This window comes from Pseudomonas phytophila, from assembly GCF_025643095.1.
GTDB classification, from domain to species: domain Bacteria; phylum Pseudomonadota; class Gammaproteobacteria; order Pseudomonadales; family Pseudomonadaceae; genus Aquipseudomonas; species Aquipseudomonas quasicaspiana.
The window spans coordinates 5,823,149-5,845,138 of sequence record NZ_CP081201.1; the positions used below are offsets into that span (position 1 = coordinate 5,823,149).

Here is a 21,990-nt window from a genome sequence, read left to right on the forward strand (position 1 = left end):
CACCGATGCTACCAGCAATCGGCGCCTTATTCGTCCACCGAAGCCTGATTGCGACCGTTTTTCTTCGCTTGATGAAGTGCCTGTTCGGCCCACGCAATGACAGTGCTGTAATCAGTCGTCGGCCTGGAGAGGTCAGCAGCGCCCAGGCTGATCGTGCACTTGATCGCGTGCCCTTCGTAATGCACGGTCTCAGCCTCGACCGCCAGACGCAGCCGCTCACAGAACACTGCAGCACCGGCCTTGTTGGTATCCGGCATCAGGACAGCAAACTCTTCGCCACCATAACGCCCGGCGATGTCTGCATTGCGGATATGGCTACGCAGGACCTCAGCGACACGCTGAATCACTTTATCGCCCGCCTGATGACCATACGTATCGTTGATCCGCTTGAGATGGTCGATATCACACATCACCAGCGAGGACACCGCGCCGTATCGGCTATGGCGGGCGTATTCAAGCTTGAGCAGCTCTTCCCAGTGACCCCGGTTATAGAGGCCGGTAAGACGGTCGGTGCTGGAAAGTTTCTGCAGTTCACTGTTGGCCGTCTGCAACAGATGCCGGTTACTGGCAACGTCGGTCACGTCGTAGATCACCAGACAGATATGGGTAATCTCGCTGGTGGTCGAGCGCAGCGGGAACATCGTGGTGTTCTGGTACATGAAGTCTTCCCGGCCAGTGATTGGCTGGTAGTTCTTGAACCGCACCAGATATGGCCGCTGCTCCCAGATGGTGAACGCAGGCGTACCCAGAGTAATCACGTTGTCGACTTTCTTGCTGAACCACATCGGGTTGAGCTCAGGGAACAACTTGAAGATCGACTGTCCGGCCGCGTCATACGGCACCACGCCGGAGCGGTTTTCCATGAACGTATTCCAGACCTGGACCCGGTAGTCCCGGTCGAGCACTACGATCCCCACGTCGATGTTCTGGGTGACCGTCAGTAACCAATGAAGCTCTTTGATATCGATCTGATTACTCATGGGTCAGCTCATCAAGTACGCAAGTTTTTTAGTCAGACGGTCTACCGAATCTTCGGTGAACAGCATGAGCAAATCGAAGTTGATGCTATGCCCTTCAACGCTGTAGCTGATCTCTACGGCCAGGGTTTTCTGCCAGCGTGTCTGGTTGATCCGGATCAGGTCGTCAATCCCGCCCTGAGAACCCAACATCTGCGGGTGCCCCTGGGAAAACTCTACGTCGATCTGCTCGGCAATGCCGCTCAGGCAGGCACCGATCAGAATCGTGGACAGATCGAGAAGCATTTCCTCGTCGGTGTAATCCGCCGAGTCGCGATGCATCAGCGAGCCCATGTCCGCGATGTCCGAATCATGAAAAATCAACAACGCCTCGCCCGCGATGCCACCACCGATATACCCCTGACAGATGGCGGTCAACCGCTCACTGGTGTGTGCATCGGCCAACGCCATGTGCAGCTCACCCACTTCGAACATGTTGACGGTGGGTACCGGCAACTGCACGAACACGCCCAATACCTTGGCCAGCAAGGCTGCAGCCCGGCCCATGGCGACGTTGATGGTTTCGCGGAATGCATCCTGAAAGCTGATGATTGCGCCTGTCATGGCGGGCGCGATGGTGGGGACTGGCGCAGGCTCACCCAGCAAGCCCAATCGGGTCAGGGTGTTTTTCAGTTCATCCGGATCAGCCGGCTTTTTGATAAACGCCAGCGCGCCCAACTCCATGACGCGGCGCACGGCCTCGTCCTGAACGTCGCCGGAGACGACGATGATCTTCGCCTCAAGATTTTCTGCGCGAATCGCCGCCAGCGTCTGATAGCCATCCATGACCGGCATGGTCAAATCCAGCAGCATGACCTGGCCCAGTCCACGGCGCACCGCTTCAAGGCCTTCGAGCCCATTGGTCGCCTGCGTGACCGACACGCCCCACTCGGCAGGTAAAGCCCTGAGCAACTGCTTGCGGGCCATGTTCGAGTCGTCGCAAATCACCAAGGGAATCATCGGCATTGCATTGTTTCTCACTGCAAAAGAGTTCTGGCGCAAGTATCAGCGGGTTTGATTTCACTCGCGAGGAAATGGAACCGTATTGAACACATTCCTTATTAAACAATCAGTTGGATCATTTAATCGGCGTCAAATAGATACGCTCATTCGCTCACGCAACATCACAGACACTGCATTACCTGTGGTCATGTATTCATACATCGGCAGTGGCAGATAAATCTGCAATTAACCGGCCAGAGAATTGGCCCTTTAAAAATTTCACGATTCAAACATTCGTGGGTCTTCAACGGGCCATTACTGCCCGCTGAAGCTCAAGCAAAAGCACAAGCGTTCCAAAAATAACCATTCTGACTATAGGTTGAAACAACGGCGCCGCTTAAAATTCGTCCCACACTGGCACGCGGTCGTCGTTGTTTTTCCGTTGCGCCCATTCAAGGATCAGAAGCTGTCCAGTGCGGTTGTCGGCCAGCATTCAAGGACATGATGCGTTCCAATGAATACACCCGCTACGTTGCCTGCCGGGCATGCCGCTGCAGCCCCCAACGCCCGCGCTTCATCCTTATTGCTTCGCCTGGGCGCTGTCGCCATTACCACTGCGGTGTTCATCATCGATACGGTGACTTCACTGGACGTTGCGGTGGCGGTGCTTTATGTCATGGTCATTCTGTTGTCGGTGAACATTTTCAGTCGCCATGGTTTGACTATCGTCGCCTTGAGCTGCCTGTTTCTGACGATCACTTCCTTTTTGCTGACCCACGGCCAGGACGCCGAGTTACCCGCGGTCGCCCGTTGCCTGGTGAGCATCGCCGCAATCGGAATTACCACTGTGCTGGCGCGCAGCAACAAGGCGGTCAATGACCGGTTACAGGAGCAGGTCTGCCTGCTCGCCGAGGCGCATCAGGCATTGCGTCGCAGCGAAGCTTTTCTGATTGATGCCCAGCGTCTGAGCCGGACCGGCAGCGTCGGCTTTCGGGTGCCTGATCTGGAGATGCACTGGTCGGAAGAAACTCAGCGGATTTTCGAGTACGAAGCGGGTGCTCACGCGTCCATAGACCGTGTCCTGCAAAGAACCCATCCCGATGACCTGGCCCTCGTGCTGGATTGCATTGCCCAGGCCCGAAAACTGACCCCTGACCTGAGCGTCGAGCACCGTCTGCTGATGCCTGACGGACGCATCAAACATCTGCACATGCTCGCGCACCTGACCCACGATCAGGACGGCAACTGCGAATACGTCGGGGCCTTGATGGACGTGACCGCGTCCAGGCAGGCCGAAGAAGCGCTGCACCGCTCACAGACCGAACTGGCCCATGTCACCCGCGTCACGACCCTGGGCGAACTGACCGCCTCGATTGCTCATGAAGTGAATCAACCTCTGGCGGCGGTCACGACCAACGCCGAAGCGTCGCTGCGCTGGCTCAATCGCAGAGAACCGGATATCACCGAAGCCGCGCAGGCACTGGAGCGCATTCTCAGTGAAACCTTCAGGGCCAGTGAAGTGATCCGGCGTATTCGCGCCTTGTCGCGTAAAGCCGACCCGCAAAGAGCCCCCGTGGACTTGCGGGAAATCATCGAGGACTCAGTGAGTCTGGTCGCTCGGGAAATCCAACGCGCCCGGGTCGAACTGGTGCAGGACATCGCCCGCGATGTACCCAGGGTCATGGGCGACCGCATTCAGTTGCAGCAAGTACTGGTCAATCTGTTGATCAACGGTATACAGGCCATGGGCGGCAATCAGGGCTCGCTACGCAAGATGAGCGTGCGCTTGCACCATGAGTCGCAAAATGAAGTAGTGGTAGAGGTGCGCGACAGTGGGCCGGGTATTCAGCCCGACGACATGGGACGTCTGTTCAATGCGTTTTTCACTACAAAACCTGAAGGCATGGGAATGGGATTGTCTATCTGCCGCTCGATCATCGACGCACACGGCGGCAGGATCTGGGCCCAGAGCAAGCTTGGCGAAGGGGCAGTGCTGCTTTTCGCCCTCCCCGGAGAACCAGAGCCTCCTCATGAACGATGACCATCCGATGAACCTGAGCGCTGTCAAAATCAGCCACGATCCGATCGTTTTCATCGTTGATGACGACGCAGCCCTGCGCGATGCGTTGAGCAGCCTGCTGCGCTCCATCGGCCTACGGGTCGAGACGTTCCCTTCCGTGGTCGACTTCACTCAGTTTCAGCGGCCGGATGTACCCAGTTGCCTGGTACTCGATGTTCGCCTGCAAGGCACCAGCGGTCTGGATTTCCAGAACGAACTGGTGCGCGCCAACATCGACCTGCCCATTGTGTTCATGACCGGCCACGGCGACATCGCCATGACGGTACGCGCCATGAAAGCGGGTGCCGTAGACTTCCTGGCCAAACCGTTCCGTGAGCAGGACTTGCTGAACGCAGTGTCTGCGGCGCTGGAAAAAGACAAAAGCGGTCGGCAGGCCAACAGGAACGTCCATGAAATACGCACTCGTTTCGAAACTCTGACGCCACGCGAGAAAGAGATCATGGCCCTGGCGGCTTCAGGCCTGATGAACAAACAGATCGCCGGTGAAATAGGCCTGAGCGAAATCACCGTCAAAATCCACCGCGGGCATGCCATGAAGAAAATGAACGCAAAGTCATTTGCGGAGCTGGTGCGCATGGCCGAGACGCTGGAGTTGGGGAAGTGATGTGGTACCTGGTCTGGGCCGCATTCCTGACGGCACAGATACATCCAATGTACCGGACCCTTCGCGAATAAATTCGCTCCCACGGATTTTCGTACGGCTTCAGGTTCATGAAGAGCCTGTGGGACCGAATTCATTCGGGAAGGCGGCATTCCTGACGACACAGCTACATCGAATGTACCGGACCCTTCGCGAATAAATTCGCTCCCACGGATTTTCGTACGGCTTCAGGTTCATGAAGAGCCTGTGGGACCGAATTCATTCGGGAAGGCGGCATTCCTGGCGACACAGATACATCGAATGTACCGGACCCTTCGCGAATAAATTCGCTCCCACGGATTTTCGTACGGTTTCAGGTTCATGAAGAGCCTGTGGGACCGAATTCATTCGGGAAGGCGGCATTCCTGGCGACACAGATACATCGAATGTACCGGACCGTTCGCGAATTAGTGTTTGCAGGCCACATAGAATCTCCCCAAAGGATTTTCGCCTGCAAGATTGCGTGAAAACAGCGATATCGGCTAACGCAGCAAGTCCACATTCTCGTTGATCCGACTTTGTATCGTATGCAGAGTGTCCGGGGTGATCATGCCTGGGCATACACGCTCGGCGATAGCCGAAAACTGGCTGGCGATGCCGCCAATGCTCTCAATAATCTCGCCCGCGATATCTACTGAAACTTCTGCTTCGTCTGCAAGGTTGAGTAGCGCATTCCGGTCGATTGCCAACGCCTCGCCCATCACGTCCATCTGGTGATAACCGCCAGGCCCCTCACAAAAAGTGACGTCGTAGGCAGGTGCGAGTCGCCATGTACCTGACGATGACATGACATAGGCGAAGTTTTTCGGATGGTCGTCGCGGTTGTTGAACGCAATATTGAAAACGGCACGCCGGAAGGCAATAGCTTTCTCCCGTACATCATTGGTGCACATCTGCGTTGCCCGCAAAAAGTTGACATAGTCCAGCGCACCTGGAGACGTGTAATCCGCTCCGGTAAAAGCCGCAAGGCTCTGCATGGGCACACGCTGGCCGTCTATACGATCAAAACGTTTGCTCGCGAAGGCTGCCAGGCCATTGGGCAGACTAAAGTGCTGCGTCTCGGGGGTCTGGATGCCGCACATGCGGAGGCATTCGGCGTAGACCATCTCGATAGCGCATACCTCCCGGTGTTCGTCTTTTGCGGGGAATTTGATCAACCAGGCTTCCAGACCCGGGCTGTCCGCAGCAGTGGTGAAGGCTCCGCTCTGAGGATCGCGATAGACCAGCGCCTTGGGTCTGGCACCTTGAGGCGAGCCCCCCACCAACAGCAGCGTCTGCAGAAAATCCCCGCCTTCGCCATTGAGAACGTCCTGAATCTCAGACGCAAGCAGCTCAAGGGGGATATGCACTTTCGGCTCCAGCGCCTCGGGAGCCACGGGTTCAAACGACATTGCGCCCATGGCATGGCTGCCAATATAAGCCAGCCGCTCTAGCGGTCCGATACGTGCGACATTGAGGCCGCGGCGTTTGAACAACCTGTCCATAAGCAGCATGCCCCAACCATCCGGCAATGAGTCATAGACAGGACCTGGCAGACCGAACTGGTGTGACGCAAATCCTCGACGCAGGCGTGCACCCTCTAACGGAAGGGTGTAGGACGATAACTCCAGGCCTTTGCCCCGAGCCTCATTGCTGTACTCAAAAACAATCTGTGGGCGACCGGTGATAGCCGTTGTAGACACAAGCGTGCCCCATAACCAGCGCTCACCCCAGCCGTTGTAGTAGACGTTGATTTGCTCAAGCATCGCCGGACTTCCCTCTCACCCGATGACGATGCGCAGTGCTTTCGTATCGGTGGATATCTTCGAGGCTGTCCAGCTTTGGCAAGAACAGCCCTTCAAGTTCCTTGCTTCGCCCAAGCACCATCGCGACACGAACAAGACTCTCGAACCCGACATTGCGTCCGGCTTCAAGATTGGCAACGGTATTGGTCGCCACACCGGCGCGACCGGCCACGTCAGCTTGCGTCATCTGTTGAGCAAGACGCTCCGTGCGCAGACGCTCACAGAGTCGTTTAACAATCTCACTCGGCTTGCTGAAGCTTAAATCCAACATAACGTCTTCCGGTGCTGGGTGCTGCATGGAACTTGAAACTATAGACTAGCCTCGGCCTTATCAATACTTAATTCCCTTATTTTTGTTTTTAAATCCATAAATCAAATATAAACCACAATATATTGATATTGAAATATCATAGCGAGGGTGTTTCCTGTATGGGCGTCCCGTCCAGAGGCCGCGCTGTGGTACAGCAAACACGGACCCTGCAGGAGTGAGCTTGCTCGCGATAGCGTCAGCCCAGACGGTAATTTCTTAACAGGTCTTCCGCTATCGCGAGCAAGCTCACTCCTACAGTCCAATGTTTACGATGCGACAGCGTTTCATTTATCGGGAATCAAACCGCAGGAAACGTCGACTCGATGCAGTCGATCAGCCTCTGGGCGTTAAACGGTTTGCTCAGAAAGCCCACGGCGCTGCCGGTCATGGCGCGTTTGCGTATGGACTCTTCGGGGAAGGCGGTGATGAAGATAGTGGGGATCTGCAGACCCTGACGCGTCAGGTGCTCGTGCAACTCAACACCACTCATGCCGGGCATTTGCACGTCGGTGATGAGGCAATCAGCCGTTTTCAGAAAGGGCGAGATCAGGAACTCCTCGGCCGAGGCGAACAGGCACGCGACGAAACCCAGAGAGCGAACAAGACTGTCGATGCCAGTGCGGACTGCGGTGTCGTCATCGACGACCGCGATCACCGGGGATTTAGCCAAAACCAGTTACCTTCAATAGCCATGAGTAGAAGTGCCGATGATCTGCGCACTCATGGCCTGCACGGTAACCAGCAAGGCACGTTCCTGAAATCATACCCACGTATAAAGCACGGTTTAAAGCGACCGACGGGCGAAATACTGACCGTGTGGACAGTGATTGCGCCCGACGATTTGTCAGCGCATATCTGCGTATGGCGTTACGGCTTCAATAGGCATCGGCAGATTGCCTTGCCACACATCGAAGGTGTAACGCAGATAAAGCATGGCGCGACTCGGCGCATAACCTTCGCTGTGTTGCAGTGCGACGCCTGAGCCAAGCACCAGGTGGTCACTCAAACGTCGTTCAAGCGATGCCTGCAAGCGAACACTTGCGCCAGAGCTACTGCTCGCGGCCTTGGTCAGCGTGGTACTGCCATCGATATCCAGTCCGGCGTCCGAAGCCTGGCTGAAGAACTTGCCAGCCGGGCCATCCAGCGGATACAGATCGCTGCTGTCGGTTTTCGAGAAGGACCAGCCCACTGAGCTGTCCAGCTGAACGGACCAGTTGGCATTGCGCCAGGCATAACTGAACGGCACACCGATCGAATAGTACTGCTGCGGGCTGTAGTAACCACCCTGCCCCAGTGTGTATTCACTCAAGTCCTTGTCGTAGCCCCAGTACATCAAGGTCAGGCCGGTGCGCATGCGCTCGTCGGCACGGTCCATCAAACGGTAGTAATAGCCGGTCATTGCCGAGAGCCGCTGATTGTCGACCACGTTGGTACCACGCAACCAATGGCTGCCAAAGCTGGCCCATACGCCGTCAACGCCACCTTCGTCATGGCTTAGGCTCAGTGTCAGCCCATTGCTGGTCACACCGCCCCAGCGGGTTCCGGTCACAGGATCGACAGCACCTGCGTAGGACACGACGGAGTTGCTCACCGGACGACGCGAGGCGGTCAGGGTCCAGCCGATGGATTGCCAATCGCTGCTGTAGGCGACGCCACCCAGCCAGTTGCCGACTTCGAAGCCTTGTGGCGTATGACCCAGATCAACGGCCCACTGAGCGTTTTTCCAGCCCACCGCCAGGCTCGGCCCGGAGGTACTTTGTGAGGTGCTGCGACAGCCGTTGGCGACCAGCGCCCCGGTGGTTCGGTCTCGAAACTGAACCGCACAGGTGCCGAATGCCTCCCGGTGCAGGCCGTCGGCATCGGTGTCGAAAGCAGTGGCCTGCAGATCGACCTGCTCGGCCTGCACAAAACCCTGCCCCGCGGCAAAGGGGGAGTCGATGCGCAAAATAGTGGTCTGGGTAGTAAGGTCGGAAATCCCCGGCGCGGTATTGTCGGTGCGCCAGGCAAAATCGCGGTACACATTGACCGTTGGATTCTGCTGTTTATAGAGCTCATCGACTTCGCTGCGCAGACTGCGTGGCAACCAGTCATCGGCGTCCTTGGCACGGCTGGCCCCAGTCATTGCCAGGTTGTCCCGCGGACTGCCTTGCGCAGGTGAAATCAAGCCAGCCGAGGCCATGCTGCGGGCGTAATTATCCAGTGCCCGTTGCGGATGATCCTTAGCCATCAGGCGGGCAGCATCGCGGTACAACAAAGGATCGGTCTGTGGGGTTTTCAGCAGTTGGGCAAAGATCGCATTGGCCTTGTCTTTTTCACCCACGGCGGCCCATGCGTTGGCCAGACGGCGTTGCCAGCTCACCGAAGCGGCCGGGGTCACGACGATGCTGTTCAGCGCTGCGTCTGCCTGGGGCGTGCGCGCCGTTGCAATCTGCACTTCGATCAGCCCCAACTGCGCTTCGGCATTTTCAGGATCGGCCTTGAGCACTTTGCGGTAATCGCTTTCGGCCTCGGGATAGTCCCCGCGCTGCATGGCCCAATCGGCCAGCGTGGCGAAATCGTCCAGAGTCGGATTGGCCCGCAACAATGCAATGGCCTGCGGCTCGCGCCCGGCATCACGCAACTGCTGCGCCTGGGCCAGCAATTGCCTGCGTTTGATCCGCGCGGCCAGCTCGCGCATGTTGTCCGTCCAGGCCTTCGCGGGAATCTGGCCGAGACTGCTCAGTACGTCGCTGTCGCGATTCAGGTTGGCCAGATACAGACCGTGTGCGTAACGCGCTTCAGGATTGCTGCCTTGACGGGCCAGCAGTTGGCGAAACGCGTCATCCGCTTCGACCGGTTTACCCAATGCGATTTCGGCTGCTGCAAGGCGATAGGTCAGCCACGGATTATCCGGGTCCAATTGACGGATTTTTTTCAGCACCAGCACCAATTGCGCCCAATCGGAACGTTCGCTGAACACATCGGCCTGCAGGTTCAAACGCTCGATTTCAAAGCTCTGGCGCAAGGCGGCGAACTCGGATTGGTTACTGGCGGGCAAGCTGTCGAGAAACGCTTCGACTTTGGCACTCGACTGCCCACGGTACAAGCGCACCAGTGCGCGCAGCACGCTGGTGTTGTTTGGTTCAGCCTTGCGTGCTTGCAGTAACAGCGCCTCGGCACCGATATCATCGGCCTCGCCAAGGGCCACGGCTGCCAGGCCCATCAAGGGTGCGGCAGCCTTGGGATTGAGAATTCGTGCCTGCTGGTACGCCTTGCGCGCCTTCACGTAATCCTTGCGCTGCAAGGCTTCGTCGCCTTGCTGAAGGATCATCCAGTTGCGGGTCAGCAACTGCAGGTCCTGCCATTTGCTGATGTAATAGGTGTCTTGTTCTTTGGTCAGCGCAGTGGAAAACGCCTCAAGTGCTGCCGGGTATTTATCCTGGCGCATCAACGATGTGCCCAAGGCACCATACAGACTCGAATCTTGCGGATAGGCTTTAACGGCGCGCCGCAACAGCACTTCGGCCTGGGCGCTGTCAGTGCCCTTGTCTCGTTCCAGCAGACGCTTGGCCTGGGCCCCCGCCTGCCATGCGGGATCGGCAAGCAGTCGTTGCTGTTCGGCCAGCCGCTGGGTAGCTTCCTTTCTGAACGACGAATAAGGGTAGTAATCGAGAAAGACCTGCCAGTTTCGGGCCGTTTCAGGGCTCACCGGCAAGGTGTTCAGGTAGATGAATTCCCGCTCTGCGGCATTGTTGCTCGCCTGAGGATCAGCTGCCAATTGATGCAGCACCGCCAGCGCCTGATCGTTACGACCTTCGGCAAATAACAGGCCGACCAGCATCTGCCGCACGCTGGCATTGCCCGGGTAGTCGCGATCAAGGTCTTTCAAATGCTCGATGACGGCGGCCCGCTGGCCGCTGATGCGACTACGGGCGCTCCAGTATTCCAGCGCAGAAGGCAAGTCCGGCGGCTCTTTGCCGAACAGTTGTTCAAAGGCCTCACTCGCTTGATCGAAACGTCCGGCAGCAGCAAACAACCGCGCTTGCTGTAACTGCCCCGCACCTTCCGAGCTGTTAAGCCGGATCAGCGCGTTTGCCTGACGCAGCGCCGCCGAGTCGGGCCCCTGCTGACGCAAACGGGCCATGAGTTGCTCAATCCAGGCGGTATTTAGCGGCGCACTTTTATCAGCCAGTGCCTGGCGAACCTTGCCCACCAGAACCTGCGGATGATTGGGATCAATCAGCTCCAGCCTCGCCAGGGCATCACGCACCAGATCGTCGCGATACAAGGCTTCGCCGATACGCGCCTGTTGCAGCAGCCACTGCTGTTGATCCTGAGGTGCAGGCGCTACGGTTGCGCTGAGCGCCGTGCCATACCAGCAGGACAAGGATAATGCGCCGCACATCGCCAGAGCCTTGAGTGCACCTTTGGGCAGCAGCCGGTAGCCGGAAACGGGTGGTGGATTCACTGTTTGCATGACGATGTCCAGGCTGGCTGCAAACGTCCGTCCTTATCGAATCGATACCGCTGTTCGTCCCAGCCTTGGCCGAACATCAACAGCGACTGGCTGTAATAAGCGTCAGCCAACGGCGGCGCGGTACGCAGTCGCTCACGCTGGGCACTCAATGCAGCACTGTCGTCGGCCAGCAACGGCAGAAGGGCCGCCGAAAAACCGGCAGGCCCCGTGCCAGTGGACTCACCAGTAACGACGGCGACCTGCTCAGGCACAAAACCCCGTTGTCTGGTGGCGTCGATCATGGGTTTGAAGTGCGCGAGCAACGAAGCACGCTCCGGCGCATCGGACGCCAGCATCCCCAGCCAGAGGTAGACACGAATGGCGTCGTAACTGCCTTTTGCTCCGTGCTCCTGGGCCTCTGCGCCTTGCCCCGCTTGCCACACCAACCAGTCTGGAGCGAAGCCTTTTGGCGAGCCTTCGATCCACAGACGCCGGGCGTTTTTTGCCACCTCATCCCAGACGGGGGCGATCAGCGCAAAGCGAGCCAACAGTTGCGGCGGCGTATAGCTGGGGTTCAGACGCCAACCTTGGGGCGACTCAAAACCTTTGTCTCCCGGCAGCAGCATCAACCCCAGACCCGGCAGCTTGCGCAAGGTCTGCGCGGCACTGCGCCACAGCAGATGGTTACCCAATTGCAGGTAATCAGGCCTGCGCCAGAGCCGTCCCGCTTCCAGCAGGCTGTACGCGATCCACAAATCCGAGTCACTGGCATTGTTGCTGTCGAGCACCTGCCACTTGCCTTGCGCGCTGAGGCCCCATTTCCAGGCTGGCAGATGATCGTCGAGATCACCGCCTGCGAGGTTGTCGCGCGTCCAGTTCAGCAACCGCTCAAAGCTTTCCCGGTCGTTGGCCACCAAGGCGAAAAACAGTCCGTAGCTCTGCCCTTCCGACGTGGTGATCTGCTGCGCGGAGGAGCGGTCGATGACCCGGCCATCAGCGCTGATAAGGTGCTGCCTGTAACTCTCCCATGCGGGCCAGTTACACGCAGGCGCACCTTCGGCCTCCTGAGTCAGAAATGACAAAGCAACGGTGGCCAACAAAAAACCGACCCCGTTCACTGACTTATTCCTCATAAGCCAGACGGCGACGAGCCGCCCACTGCAACATGCGCCATACCAGGAACGCACTGAGCAACACGCCGCCCACCGCCATGAAGGCCAACAGCACGGGATGCTCGGAAAGCTTGAACCAGAGCATCAGCCACCACGGTAGCTCACCGACGAAATACTGATCGCCAACTGCCTGGCTGCTGACGCCACTGCTGCGGATCAAGGCGACCGAGCCAGACACAGCGTCCATCTTGCCGCTGTCGTTAAGCGTCTCGCGCAGCAGGCTGAAGTCAGCATCGGTGGTGGCCAGCAGTGCAACAACGCTGCGCTGGTCATGGTAAGGCGACTGCAAGCCGACGATTGCAGCAATCGGGCCCTGAGCCGAGACTTCGACACGGCTGGCAACCGGGTTCCCCTCACCCTTTATGGCTGCATAACCTGGGCCTTGCTGGTTAGCCTTGAGCAACCAGTTACGGGAGCGATCCAGCAGCAGATTCATGTCGTGGTTGTCGCGCATATCCGGGGCGAACGAGCCGAGCACCAGCAGGTCCGCGTCGTATCTGGACGCCTCTTCCCAGTTATCGCTGAGTTTGAGGTTCAGGGCGGGCAAGCCCGAACGTGCCGAAATTCCTGCGACCGCTTCCAGGTAAGTGCTCAGTTGTACGGCACTTGGCCGGGACGGCAACAGCACCATGGTTTCGGACAGATCCGCCATACGGCTGTAGGGGAAACCACTGCGCGCAAAGGCCGCCAGATCAGGCATCGCCATGTAATGGTGGTAACCCGACATGTCGATGGTCGACTGGTCATCGATGACCGCCTGGGTGTCCACCGGCAACGATGTCTGGCAGCGGTCACGCTGGGAGCCGCTGTTGGTCGTCGCGAAACTGAAATTAAACTTCAGGGTATTGCGGTCACCGATCTTGAGGGCCGGAACCGAGAGGTTTTCATTGACGTTGGCTGACTCGCTGGACATCACCGCAAGGCGTAACTCTTCAAGCCGGTCATTACTGTTGACCTGCAATGGCAGGCTGGTAATGAACTGGTTGTTGAGGCTGATGTTGAGGCGCGAACCATCGTTGTACGCGGGCGGCGTGTAGCGGTATTTGGTTTGCAGCGGGATACCCTGATTGCGCCAGACGAACAGGTCAGGCGGCAGGTTGATGTCCAGGCTGATCGGCAGCGGTTGCAGACCGCTGACGCGCAACTGCTCGGGGTACTTGATCAACTCGGCAAAACGTACCGGGCGATCAGTGCGCATCCAGTTTGGCGCGTCGTAGGGCACGCGGGGCTTGATCTGTTGCAGCTTGTCGATGACCACGCGCTCGCCACGAAACAGATCGCCGCCCAACGCCAGCGCCTGAGCGGCGGTGACCAGGTCCGCGTCGTCACGTCCCAGCACCAGCAAAACCTTGCTGAAGCGATCGTCAGGGTTGTCGATCACCTGCACCACGGGCGCATCCACCGCCGGGAATTTCTCCAGGTCCGCCAGAAACGCCGGACGATGGGTGTTGGTGGCAAACACAACGGATGACGTCACTTGACCCGCGCTGGCAGCAGGCAACTGATCCGACAGTACCGGGAAGGTCATGGCGCGCCATGAAGACAGGCTGCCGAAATACGAGGCCAGAATCCCGGCAGCGCGCTGTTCGCCCAGCGTAGGTGCAGCAGCGAACACCATGTTCAATACCGGTTTTTCATACCCACGGGCATCGAAGAAAGGCATCGGGAAGTAAGACAGATCGTTTTTGACGATCAACGCCTGCTCTCTCAACGCGATCTGGCTGTTGCGTCCAATGCTGACCCACAGCGCAGTGTTGGACGGTTCCTCACAGATATCGGTGTAGTGCCCTACAAACTCCAGCCGGACCCGATTGAAGTCGGTGATCAACCGGGGATCAAGCTGAACCGGACGAACCACTTTTTTGCCCAGTTGATCCTTTTCAATCGGGATGACGCTCATCAATACGTCATTGAGGTAAACCCTCAAGTGCGACAGCGTCGGCAGTAGCGCCGGCGAAGGGGTGTATTCGAGTTGCAAACTGGCATCGCTGGCGATGCGGTCGCGGCGCATGGTGAACTCGAACTGATCGGTAGTGTGCGTACCCAGCAAAAGGCTGTCCGCGGGGCGGCCCAGTTGCAAAAAGCTGCGAGTGACATCCCAGCCTGGCGTCGCGCCCGCCACCGTGAGGTCCGGAGTGGAAACCACAGCAGTCCCGGCTTGGGCACAGGTCATGGCCACCCACAGCAGACTCGCCAGGGTGAGATTAAAAGAGCGACTCATGGGGCACTTACCGATCGGGAGGATGAGGAATAAGGTTCGGATTTGGCAAAGCGCGGCACGTAGCTGAGCAGCCACGCACACGTCGTTACAAAGGGGCGCGTAATCGCACGCAGCCAGGCAGGCAGGTACTGATAAAGACGGTAATAACCGCGAGCGCCCAGGCTCAGTACATCAATGAAACTGTGCAGCGGACGATCAGGGGTGAAATCTTCGCTCCAGTTCAACCACGCATCAGCGCGAGCAAAGGTGCATTGCACGTAATCGATTTTCTGTTGCGCAGACAGTTCGTTAAGCGAGATACCGATGAAGTTCTTGTGGCTGCGACTGACAATCCCGGAGAACAGAAACTCGCGCTCGCCACGCTGCATCAACAAGCTGACCCGCTCGCCCATTGGCAAACTCAGTTGCGCGTCCAGCTCGATGCCTGCGCCACCGTCGGAGTAGTCCACCAGCATGCCGGGGTAGAAACGTCCGTTCGGCAAACGCACGGCGGCAGGCAATTGGGCCTGGACGCGATGGGTTTCACGCACCTGACGCACCTCGGCAGCAATCGCCACCGCAGCGCCGACAATCAGCAGGTTGTAGAGCACCCAGAGCATGCTGACCAGAATCGTGCCGACCTCATTCGACGGGCCGGTAAACAAACGCCACACCGCAAAGCCCAGGCCAAGAACATTGAGCGCCGCCAGCACCAGGTAAGGCCGTGCGATCCCCCAGTCGAACTGGTTCTCGCTCATCAACCCACCTTTGGCGGTCACGTTGAACTTGCCTTTCTTCGGGTTGAACAACGCCACAGTCGTAGGCCGTGCGATGTACCAGGCGAGCACGGTTTCATAGACTTCGCCCCAGAAGGTCAGACGATGTTCGCCCTGCATTCTGGAGTTGGTCAGGCTGGCATGGACCATGTGCGGGATCACGTACAGAACGATCATCAGTGCGGGGGCATAGATGATGTAGGCGTGCAGCAGGAGGAATGCCAAGGGGGCGGTGAGAAATACCAGCCGCGGCAGGCCCGCCAGAAAGTGCAGCATGGCGTTGGCATAACAGATCCGCTGAAAGATCGTCAGCCCCTTGCCCAGCAATGGATTGTCCGTGCGAAAAATCTGCGCCATGCCCCGCGCCCAGCGAATCCGCTGACCGATGTGCGCCGACAGGCTTTCAGTTGCCAGCCCCGCGGCCTGAGGAATCCGCACATAGGCCGAGTTCCAGCCCTGGCGATGCAGTCGCAAGGCGGTATGCGCGTCTTCGGTAACGGTTTCCACAGCAAAACCGCCGATGTCATCAAGGGCAGAACGACGCAGTACAGCGCATGAGCCGCAAAAGAACGCGGCGTTCCACATGTCGTTGCCATCCTGGACGAGGCCGTAAAACAGCTCACCTTCGTTGGGGCGCTGCCGGAAGGTGTCGAGGTTGCGCTCGAAAGGGTCAGGCGAAAGAAAGTGATGCGGCGTCTGTACCAGCGCCAGCTTCGGGTCGCGCAGGAACCAGCCAACGGTCAGTTGCAGGAAGGAGCGAACCGGCACGTGATCGCAATCGAATATCGCCACCAGCTCGCCATCGAGCTGCTGCAACGCATGATTGAGGTTGCCGGCCTTGGCGTGTTTGTTGTCGGAACGGGTGATGTAGTTCACGCCCGCCTGCTCGGCAAACAGCCGAAACGCGTCACGCTTGCCATCATCGAGAATCGAGATACGCAGCTTGTCGTGCGGCCAGTCAATACCCAGTGCGGCGTACACCGTGCCGCGCACGATGGACAAATCCTCGTTGTAGGTCGGGATCAGCAGATCCACGGTCGGCCATAAACGGGTGTCACGCGGCAGTTGCGCGGGCGGCCGCCGCAGAGGCCAGCAGGTCTGGACATAACCGAGCAACAGCACCAGCCAGGAATAGGTTTCGGCGATCAGCAGCATGACGCCGCAGGCCAGATCCAATGGGCTGTCCCAGTTCAGGGTTGCGGTGTAGCGCCACCAGAGATAACGGCACGAAACAATGACCGACAGCATGATCAGCAGCAGTGTCGGAAAACGCCCTGGCACACGACGGATCAACATCGCCACCGCCCACAGCAGAATCACGAACAACAGTTGCGAGAAATAGCTGAAAGGTTCGGTGATACACACCGCAACCAGCAGCAAGGCCATGGCCGCGCAGAGATAACTCAGGCAACGCTGCTGGCGAGCACTCAGGGTTTGCCACCATTTGGCACTGCCATGCACTGACTGGCTCTGAGTCATTTGTACCGGCAAGCCATCCAGCAAAGTCCCGAGGCGCTTCCAGACGCTCCGATTAATCTGACCGGTCGTGCGCAGCCACTGCGGAACTGCCCGGCGGCGATAGCTCGGCCAGGGCCGGAACAGCAGCAACCAGAGGCTTTGCAGGGCTATACGCAACGGATCCCCGGCACGCGGCTGCTTGCCCGCCAGATGCGGATACCAGCGTTGTCGTTGTTCCAGCAGCCGTTGCCAGACCGGCGACTCCAGCCGCAAAACCAGCCAGCTCAGGCTGATCAGAGAGGCCAGCAAGAGTGCCGTCGGTGGATAGCAATCGTACTGGCGACGCAGCTGCATGTAAGGGAAGTAGCGCGCAATCATGCCAGCTCACCGCGGCGCGTCAGGCACCAGGTCGCCAGACTCAGAGCGTCCTGGGCAGCCAGACTGTCAGGTGCGTATTGGCCGACCGGTTGCTTGAACGCCAACGACTCACTCAGCGCCTCATCGGCATGCACCGTGAGTGGCAAAAGACGCGATGCGTGACTCTCGCGCCAGATCAGCAGCAAGTCGCGCTGCAACTGACTGCCGGGATCAAAACGATTGACCAGTAACGGCGAGGACGCGGACGGCTGGAGCAAGAGCACATGACAGGCTGCATCCGCTTGCGCGATCTGGATCGGAAACTGACACGGGCCGATCGTCGAGTGGCCTGTCAGACGTTGCGGCATGTCGAACAGGATCCAGTCGTAGTGAATGGCCAGATTCGCCTGACGTCGACTCCAGAGGAACGGATCATCGATCAGTTGCCCTTCGATGAGCATGCTCTCTGCATGGGTCAACTGCCCATAGGGCAACAGCTGCAATGTCGGTGACAAGCTCCAGGCCTGACCATACCAGTCCTCACCGTCCAGCATGGCCCGGGCCCACCCGCCACTCTCTGCCACGGGCAGATTGAAATGCAGGCGCAGCATGTTTTCCGGGCACATATCGATCATCAATACGCGCTCGCCCAGGCTTTCAAGGGCATAACCCAATGCCGCCAGCAATGAGCTGGTGCCGACGCCGCCGCGAATGCCACGCAAGCTCAGGGTGGTCACGATTGCGCCCCGAACCTGTTTTTGCGGATCGGTTGATGGGCCGGCAAATCTTGCGTCGGCTCGCCAGGGATCGTCAGATCAACCAGCAAAGGCCAACGCTGCAAGGCACGGCTCAGCTCCATCTGCGCAGAGATATCGACATACTCGAGGCTCGGCAGACTCAGCTCGACTTTAAGTCGGGCAATATCATCGGCTCGCTCGTTGCGCGAAACCGCCTGCTTTTTCACTTGAACCTTTGCGGGTAAGGCAGCCATGCGCCCTTCTCCTTGATCCGAACGTAAGGCTTGCCGGCGTAGTCGAGTACTACGGTTCCGGAGTTTTCCGAGACCATCGGGGTCTCTGGCAGATTGGCCAGGAGCACTTTCCAGTCAGGTATCAACCCTTCCCCTTGAGGCGGGGCGGCATACAAGCGCGAGATGATTTCCGAGACCGCCAGGTAGCTGCTTGGTCCGGAGATGTGCAACGGTTCCGGGCGCGGATTTTTGCCCATGCCGATCAGCTTGATGCCGACCGGAACATGGGTAATCGACGGGCTCGGAATTTCGCGCATGCCGTCGATCTGCATCCGGTCGCCATGCAACGCCGCGCCGTGCTCAGGGACGATCACCACCGCCACTCTTCGGCCGCTCTTTTCCAGTTCCTTGAGGAACGCGGCAAGGTCGTCGATCAGGGTTTGCGCACGGGGTTTGTACTCGGCGCTTTTGGTACCGCCATCGGCAGTGAGCGCGCGGTTGCCGTCATGCAACGTCGTGGTGTTGTAAAACAGCGCCACTCGGGAGTCAGCCTCCCCCTCGCGGTGCTTCCACCATTTATCCAGAACGTCCCGATCACGCAAGACCGGCGAGCCGTCAAAGCCCACTAGCGTCCGCGGGAGATCCGACGTACTGACTGCAGGGCCAGGCATTGATCCCTGAGCACGAACCTCGTCCATGAAACCTTCGAACTGCCCGGTGTGATTGAGCATGACCTCGCTGTCGAAGCCCAGCTTGCGCAGATCATCCATCAACAGGCATTGCTCGGGTGCCACGCCATATAGCTTGTTGTGTGGCTGCTGGCCGCAGCTGGCACGCAACAGTCGAATGGCAGCGGGACCGCTGTAGGAAGTGGCCGAGTTGAAGTTGTCGAATACCACGTCCATCTGCTGCAGCAACTTATTGTCCCGCATGCCCACGGCGTCCAGATCATCCCAGGCCATGGAGCAGATGTTGATCAATAGCAGGTCGAACGGTTGGGCGGCCGATGCCGACGGGACAAACGCCACCTGTCGCCCTGCCTCGGAGCTGTAGAACTTCTGCAGGTAGCTATCAAGCGTCTTGCTGTCCGGCTCGGCAGCGCTGATGGCAGCGGCAGGTCCGGCCACTGGATTGACCGGCTGCGGAACGGGTGCATGCATCGCCAACAATCCCGAACCGCCCAGCCAGGCAAAACCGGCCAGGGTCAGGGTGGTCAGACGCAGCCACTGACGGACGAAGAAATACCCCACCATCAGCAGCAGCAACGCCCCGCACAGGTTCCAGTCGATGAAGCGACCAGCCAGTTCCAGCAGGTAGTCACCGGTGAAGTTCAGGACGCCAGGCTGATCCAGCAAACGACTGAAAGGCGGAAGCCAGGTGTCTTGATACAACAACGCTACGCCTACCGGTATCGCAATCACCGTGCGCAACAGCGCCAGATATCTATTGCGCAGCGGCACCAGCAATACGGCGGCGAAAACCAGATTCGGCAGGATTTGCAGATTCAGGTATCCAGCCCAGAGCAGCGCAAGCTTGATAATGAAATACAGGTTCCACAGCCCCAGACCGGGCCAGGTCCAGACAGTATGGGTACGCACCGGGGCGGCGCTGACGCTCTCAGGATGGATCATGAGCGTCACTCACGGTCGGCGCAGCGGATACGCGTCGGCGAACGCCGCGGGGTTTCAGATAACGCGGGGGCAAGTAACGCTGGAACCACAGTTTGAGGCTCAGGTGAAAACGGCCCAATACCAGCATCAAGGCCACGGTCAACAGGCAGCTCGCCGCGATCACCTGCAACAGCTCGGCATACTTCATGAGCAGTGCTCCGACAACGTCAACGTGATCCGTTGCGGTGCATAGCCGACCTGGATAATGGCCTGGGTCAGATCCGCTGTGACCTGCTCCGTGGCAAGGCGGGAAGTTTCCAGCAGCTGCGATGCGTCGAGGAAGTCCTGACGCGGCAGCATGTCTACCGCAGAAAGCGACTTGCACTCAGTGAACAGGTCTCGCCAGGGTAAACGGCAAATGTTGCCCAGCGCCGGTTCCAGACCGTCACCACGACAGGCGAACAGGAACAGGTAAAACACGCCGTTGACCACACAGGCTACGTCGCCAAAACGCCGCAAGCTGATCTGGTTCAGGTACTGATCAATGTTCAGATCGCCTCGCGGCCGAAGGCTCAGCAGTTGGTGAACCAGCTCGCCCGAGGCACCGCTATAGACTTGATCCAGCAAGGCGATGAATTCTTGCGGCGACACAAGACCGCGCTGGGCGGGCGGGCGCAGTCGTTCGAACAGCGACTGGAAGTCGGGCGTCTGACGGTGGTGCCAGGTCAGGCCCTGCACGCTGTCGACCATGCTCAGGAAGTTCGCCAGTTGAGTATTGGCTGGCACAATCAGGTTGGCACCACACGCCAGCAACAGGCGCTCATCCCGGTAGCGCAGGCAAGGCTCCATCTCGCGCACAATGATTTTCAGGGCCACGCCACAGTGGTCGCGCAAATGATGCAACTGCCGGGCAAGCGGTTCGACTTCGCTGTTGCTCTCCAGCGCCACGATGACGCTGGCAGCACGAGCGTGTGCCGCCTGTTCCAGCAAGTCACTGCGCTTTTCAAACAGACGCCACTGCTCCGACAACGGTGCAGTGCCCTCGAGCACCGCACGTTGCGTGAGGTAAATGCGTTGGTCGTCGGTGCGCACCTGAAAAGGGCTGGACGAGGGCGATTTGCTCTGGGCAAACGCACCGTCTGTCACGCTCAGATCGAAGGCCTGCGCGGCGCAGACGCCCAAACCGCTGTGCCAGTAGTTGAGCTGATAACGCACACCGCCGTCCTGGCGATACAGCTGCGCCAGACCGGAAATCTGCTCGTTGAGATCAAGCAGTTTTTCATGCAACTGCGGGGCCTGATCACTGCACAGCACCAGCAGTGTGCAATTGCGTTTAACCAGCCATTGACGGGTACTTTCACACCAGCGTTGCAGTTCCAGCCCGGTGAAGTTCTCCAGGCTGTCAGCCGACAACATGAGCACCAGATGACTGTCACGTGCAAGATTGATGCGGTGCAGATCTGCCGTCAGCGACGTGAGAAATTTACGGGCCGACCCGGGAACAGCGAACAGGCGTAAGGCGGACGGACCACAATCTGCGTCCATGGATTCGACGACTGTTTGAGGGTCGATATGGGTACTGACCAAGGTGGCCAGATGCTGTTCGGTCAGCGCGGACAGGAACTGTCGGGCGAGCATGTCAGCATCCGATGCCAGATCCAGTGCGATCCAGTACAAACCTCCCTGGCGCAGCAGCATGTTCTCATCCTGCATCTGCCGGATTGCTAATGTGACATGACCCAAACGCGCTACCCCATCAATTCGAATGCACAGGCAACCCTCAGACCGAAATGGCTGAACGTTGGCAGAACTACAAGACTTTGAACTACAAAAAACGAGGCAAGCGCTCGTCAAGGCGGCGCGTTTGATACGCGTCGAACCTCAATATTCAGAGCGTGTAAATGAGTGCGATCATCCCCACCGCGCGATCTGATTCCTTCAACAAACCAGCCATGGCAGTGAACATTCATTCCGTGTGGCGCGAATAATGTGCCATCAAAGTGACACTGTCAATAATTTGAAAAGCTTGTTGTGCGCAACGGACGAACGGTAGTGGCGTGTCGTTTTTTTGGCGATATAAAACCGTTGCAAACTGTTACATAGCCTGAGAACAGCTCAAAACCGCTCCTATCAAACAACACGTAACTATCTGAATTACGCAAATCCTGTGGGACCGAATTCATTCGGGAATGGGCCAGTACATCCACTACATAATCTTCGTCTGGAATGCTGTCTTCCCG

The 21,990-nt window shown here is 58.3% G+C and carries 16 protein-coding genes; 2 read left to right on the plus strand and 14 right to left on the minus strand.

The window, feature by feature from the left end:
* Positions 1-26 precede the first annotated feature (26 nt).
* Complete coding sequence (locus tag K3169_RS26280; protein WP_099268999.1) at positions 27-980, minus strand: GGDEF domain-containing protein; 954 nt, start codon at positions 978-980, stop codon at positions 27-29.
* A gap of 3 nt (positions 981-983) precedes the next feature.
* On the minus strand, positions 984-1,982 hold the full coding sequence (locus K3169_RS26285) for a response regulator (RefSeq protein ID WP_027901154.1): 999 nt from the start codon (positions 1,980-1,982) through the stop codon (positions 984-986).
* Positions 1,983-2,472: 490 nt separating this feature from the next.
* Here K3169_RS26285 and K3169_RS26290 point away from each other — a divergent pair, with 490 nt between their 5' ends.
* Positions 2,473-3,999, plus strand: a complete 1,527-nt coding sequence (locus K3169_RS26290; protein ID WP_263268832.1) for a sensor histidine kinase — start codon at positions 2,473-2,475, stop codon at positions 3,997-3,999.
* Positions 3,989-4,642 (plus strand): response regulator transcription factor, encoded by a 654-nt coding sequence (locus K3169_RS26295; protein WP_263268834.1) that lies wholly within the window; start codon positions 3,989-3,991, stop codon positions 4,640-4,642. The genes K3169_RS26290 and K3169_RS26295 overlap by 11 nt, the downstream gene beginning before the upstream one ends.
* Positions 4,643-5,160: 518 nt before the next feature.
* Here K3169_RS26295 and K3169_RS26300 read toward each other — a convergent pair.
* From K3169_RS26300 to bcsE, 12 genes are all read right to left on the minus strand, one after another.
* Positions 5,161-6,423 carry a type II toxin-antitoxin system HipA family toxin gene (locus tag K3169_RS26300; protein ID WP_263268836.1) on the minus strand — a complete coding sequence of 421 codons (1,263 nt, stop codon included), beginning with the start codon at positions 6,421-6,423 and terminating at the stop codon, positions 5,161-5,163.
* Positions 6,416-6,733 (minus strand): helix-turn-helix domain-containing protein, encoded by a 318-nt coding sequence (locus K3169_RS26305; protein ID WP_122394607.1) that lies wholly within the window; start codon positions 6,731-6,733, stop codon positions 6,416-6,418. Before K3169_RS26305 ends, K3169_RS26300 begins: the two co-directional genes overlap by 8 nt.
* A gap of 337 nt (positions 6,734-7,070) precedes the next feature.
* On the minus strand, positions 7,071-7,442 hold the full coding sequence (locus K3169_RS26310; protein ID WP_122703529.1) for a response regulator transcription factor: 372 nt from the start codon (positions 7,440-7,442) through the stop codon (positions 7,071-7,073).
* Between the two features lie 174 nt (positions 7,443-7,616).
* Positions 7,617-11,228, minus strand: a complete 3,612-nt coding sequence (gene bcsC, locus K3169_RS26315; RefSeq protein ID WP_263268842.1) for a cellulose synthase complex outer membrane protein BcsC — start codon at positions 11,226-11,228, stop codon at positions 7,617-7,619.
* Positions 11,216-12,340 carry a cellulose synthase complex periplasmic endoglucanase BcsZ gene (gene bcsZ / locus K3169_RS26320; RefSeq protein WP_099268993.1) on the minus strand — a complete coding sequence of 375 codons (1,125 nt, stop codon included), beginning with the start codon at positions 12,338-12,340 and terminating at the stop codon, positions 11,216-11,218. The genes bcsC and bcsZ overlap by 13 nt, the downstream gene beginning before the upstream one ends.
* Entirely contained in the window at positions 12,330-14,600 is a 2,271-nt protein-coding gene (bcsB, locus tag K3169_RS26325) for a cellulose biosynthesis cyclic di-GMP-binding regulatory protein BcsB (protein WP_099268992.1), read from the minus strand. Before bcsB ends, bcsZ begins: the two co-directional genes overlap by 11 nt.
* Positions 14,597-17,191 (minus strand): UDP-forming cellulose synthase catalytic subunit, encoded by a 2,595-nt coding sequence (gene bcsA / locus K3169_RS26330; RefSeq protein WP_411567016.1) that lies wholly within the window; start codon positions 17,189-17,191, stop codon positions 14,597-14,599. The genes bcsB and bcsA overlap by 4 nt, the downstream gene beginning before the upstream one ends.
* Positions 17,188-17,907 carry a cellulose biosynthesis protein BcsQ gene (gene bcsQ, locus K3169_RS26335; protein ID WP_263268845.1) on the minus strand — a complete coding sequence of 240 codons (720 nt, stop codon included), beginning with the start codon at positions 17,905-17,907 and terminating at the stop codon, positions 17,188-17,190. The genes bcsA and bcsQ overlap by 4 nt, the downstream gene beginning before the upstream one ends.
* Positions 17,904-18,161, minus strand: coding sequence for a cellulose biosynthesis protein BcsR (gene bcsR / locus K3169_RS26340; protein WP_049827026.1), 258 nt, complete (start codon positions 18,159-18,161; stop codon positions 17,904-17,906). The genes bcsQ and bcsR overlap by 4 nt, the downstream gene beginning before the upstream one ends.
* Positions 18,131-19,771, minus strand: a complete 1,641-nt coding sequence (gene bcsG, locus K3169_RS26345; RefSeq protein WP_263268847.1) for a cellulose biosynthesis protein BcsG — start codon at positions 19,769-19,771, stop codon at positions 18,131-18,133. The genes bcsR and bcsG overlap by 31 nt, the downstream gene beginning before the upstream one ends.
* Positions 19,758-19,958 carry a cellulose biosynthesis protein BcsF gene (gene bcsF / locus K3169_RS26350; protein WP_231677533.1) on the minus strand — a complete coding sequence of 67 codons (201 nt, stop codon included), beginning with the start codon at positions 19,956-19,958 and terminating at the stop codon, positions 19,758-19,760. Before bcsF ends, bcsG begins: the two co-directional genes overlap by 14 nt.
* Entirely contained in the window at positions 19,955-21,493 is a 1,539-nt protein-coding gene (bcsE, locus tag K3169_RS26355; protein WP_263268849.1) for a cellulose biosynthesis protein BcsE, read from the minus strand. Before bcsE ends, bcsF begins: the two co-directional genes overlap by 4 nt.
* Positions 21,494-21,990: the final 497 nt, after the last annotated feature.

Coding starts and splice junctions, on each gene's coding strand:
- K3169_RS26280 (WP_099268999.1), bottom strand. CDS start 980: ATGAGTAATCAGATCGATATCAAAGAGCTTCATTGGTTACTGACGGTC.
- K3169_RS26285 (WP_027901154.1), bottom strand. CDS start 1,982: ATGCCGATGATTCCCTTGGTGATTTGCGACGACTCGAACATGGCCCGC.
- K3169_RS26290 (WP_263268832.1), top strand. CDS start 2,473: ATGAATACACCCGCTACGTTGCCTGCCGGGCATGCCGCTGCAGCCCCC.
- K3169_RS26295 (WP_263268834.1), top strand. CDS start 3,989: ATGAACGATGACCATCCGATGAACCTGAGCGCTGTCAAAATCAGCCAC.
- K3169_RS26300 (WP_263268836.1), bottom strand. CDS start 6,423: ATGCTTGAGCAAATCAACGTCTACTACAACGGCTGGGGTGAGCGCTGG.
- K3169_RS26305 (WP_122394607.1), bottom strand. CDS start 6,733: ATGTTGGATTTAAGCTTCAGCAAGCCGAGTGAGATTGTTAAACGACTC.
- bcsC (WP_263268842.1), bottom strand. CDS start 11,228: ATGCAAACAGTGAATCCACCACCCGTTTCCGGCTACCGGCTGCTGCCC.
- bcsZ (WP_099268993.1), bottom strand. CDS start 12,340: ATGAGGAATAAGTCAGTGAACGGGGTCGGTTTTTTGTTGGCCACCGTT.
- bcsB (WP_099268992.1), bottom strand. CDS start 14,600: ATGAGTCGCTCTTTTAATCTCACCCTGGCGAGTCTGCTGTGGGTGGCC.
- bcsA (WP_411567016.1), bottom strand. CDS start 17,191: ATGATTGCGCGCTACTTCCCTTACATGCAGCTGCGTCGCCAGTACGAT.
- bcsR (WP_049827026.1), bottom strand. CDS start 18,161: ATGGCTGCCTTACCCGCAAAGGTTCAAGTGAAAAAGCAGGCGGTTTCG.
- bcsG (WP_263268847.1), bottom strand. CDS start 19,771: ATGATCCATCCTGAGAGCGTCAGCGCCGCCCCGGTGCGTACCCATACT.
- bcsF (WP_231677533.1), bottom strand. CDS start 19,958: ATGAAGTATGCCGAGCTGTTGCAGGTGATCGCGGCGAGCTGCCTGTTG.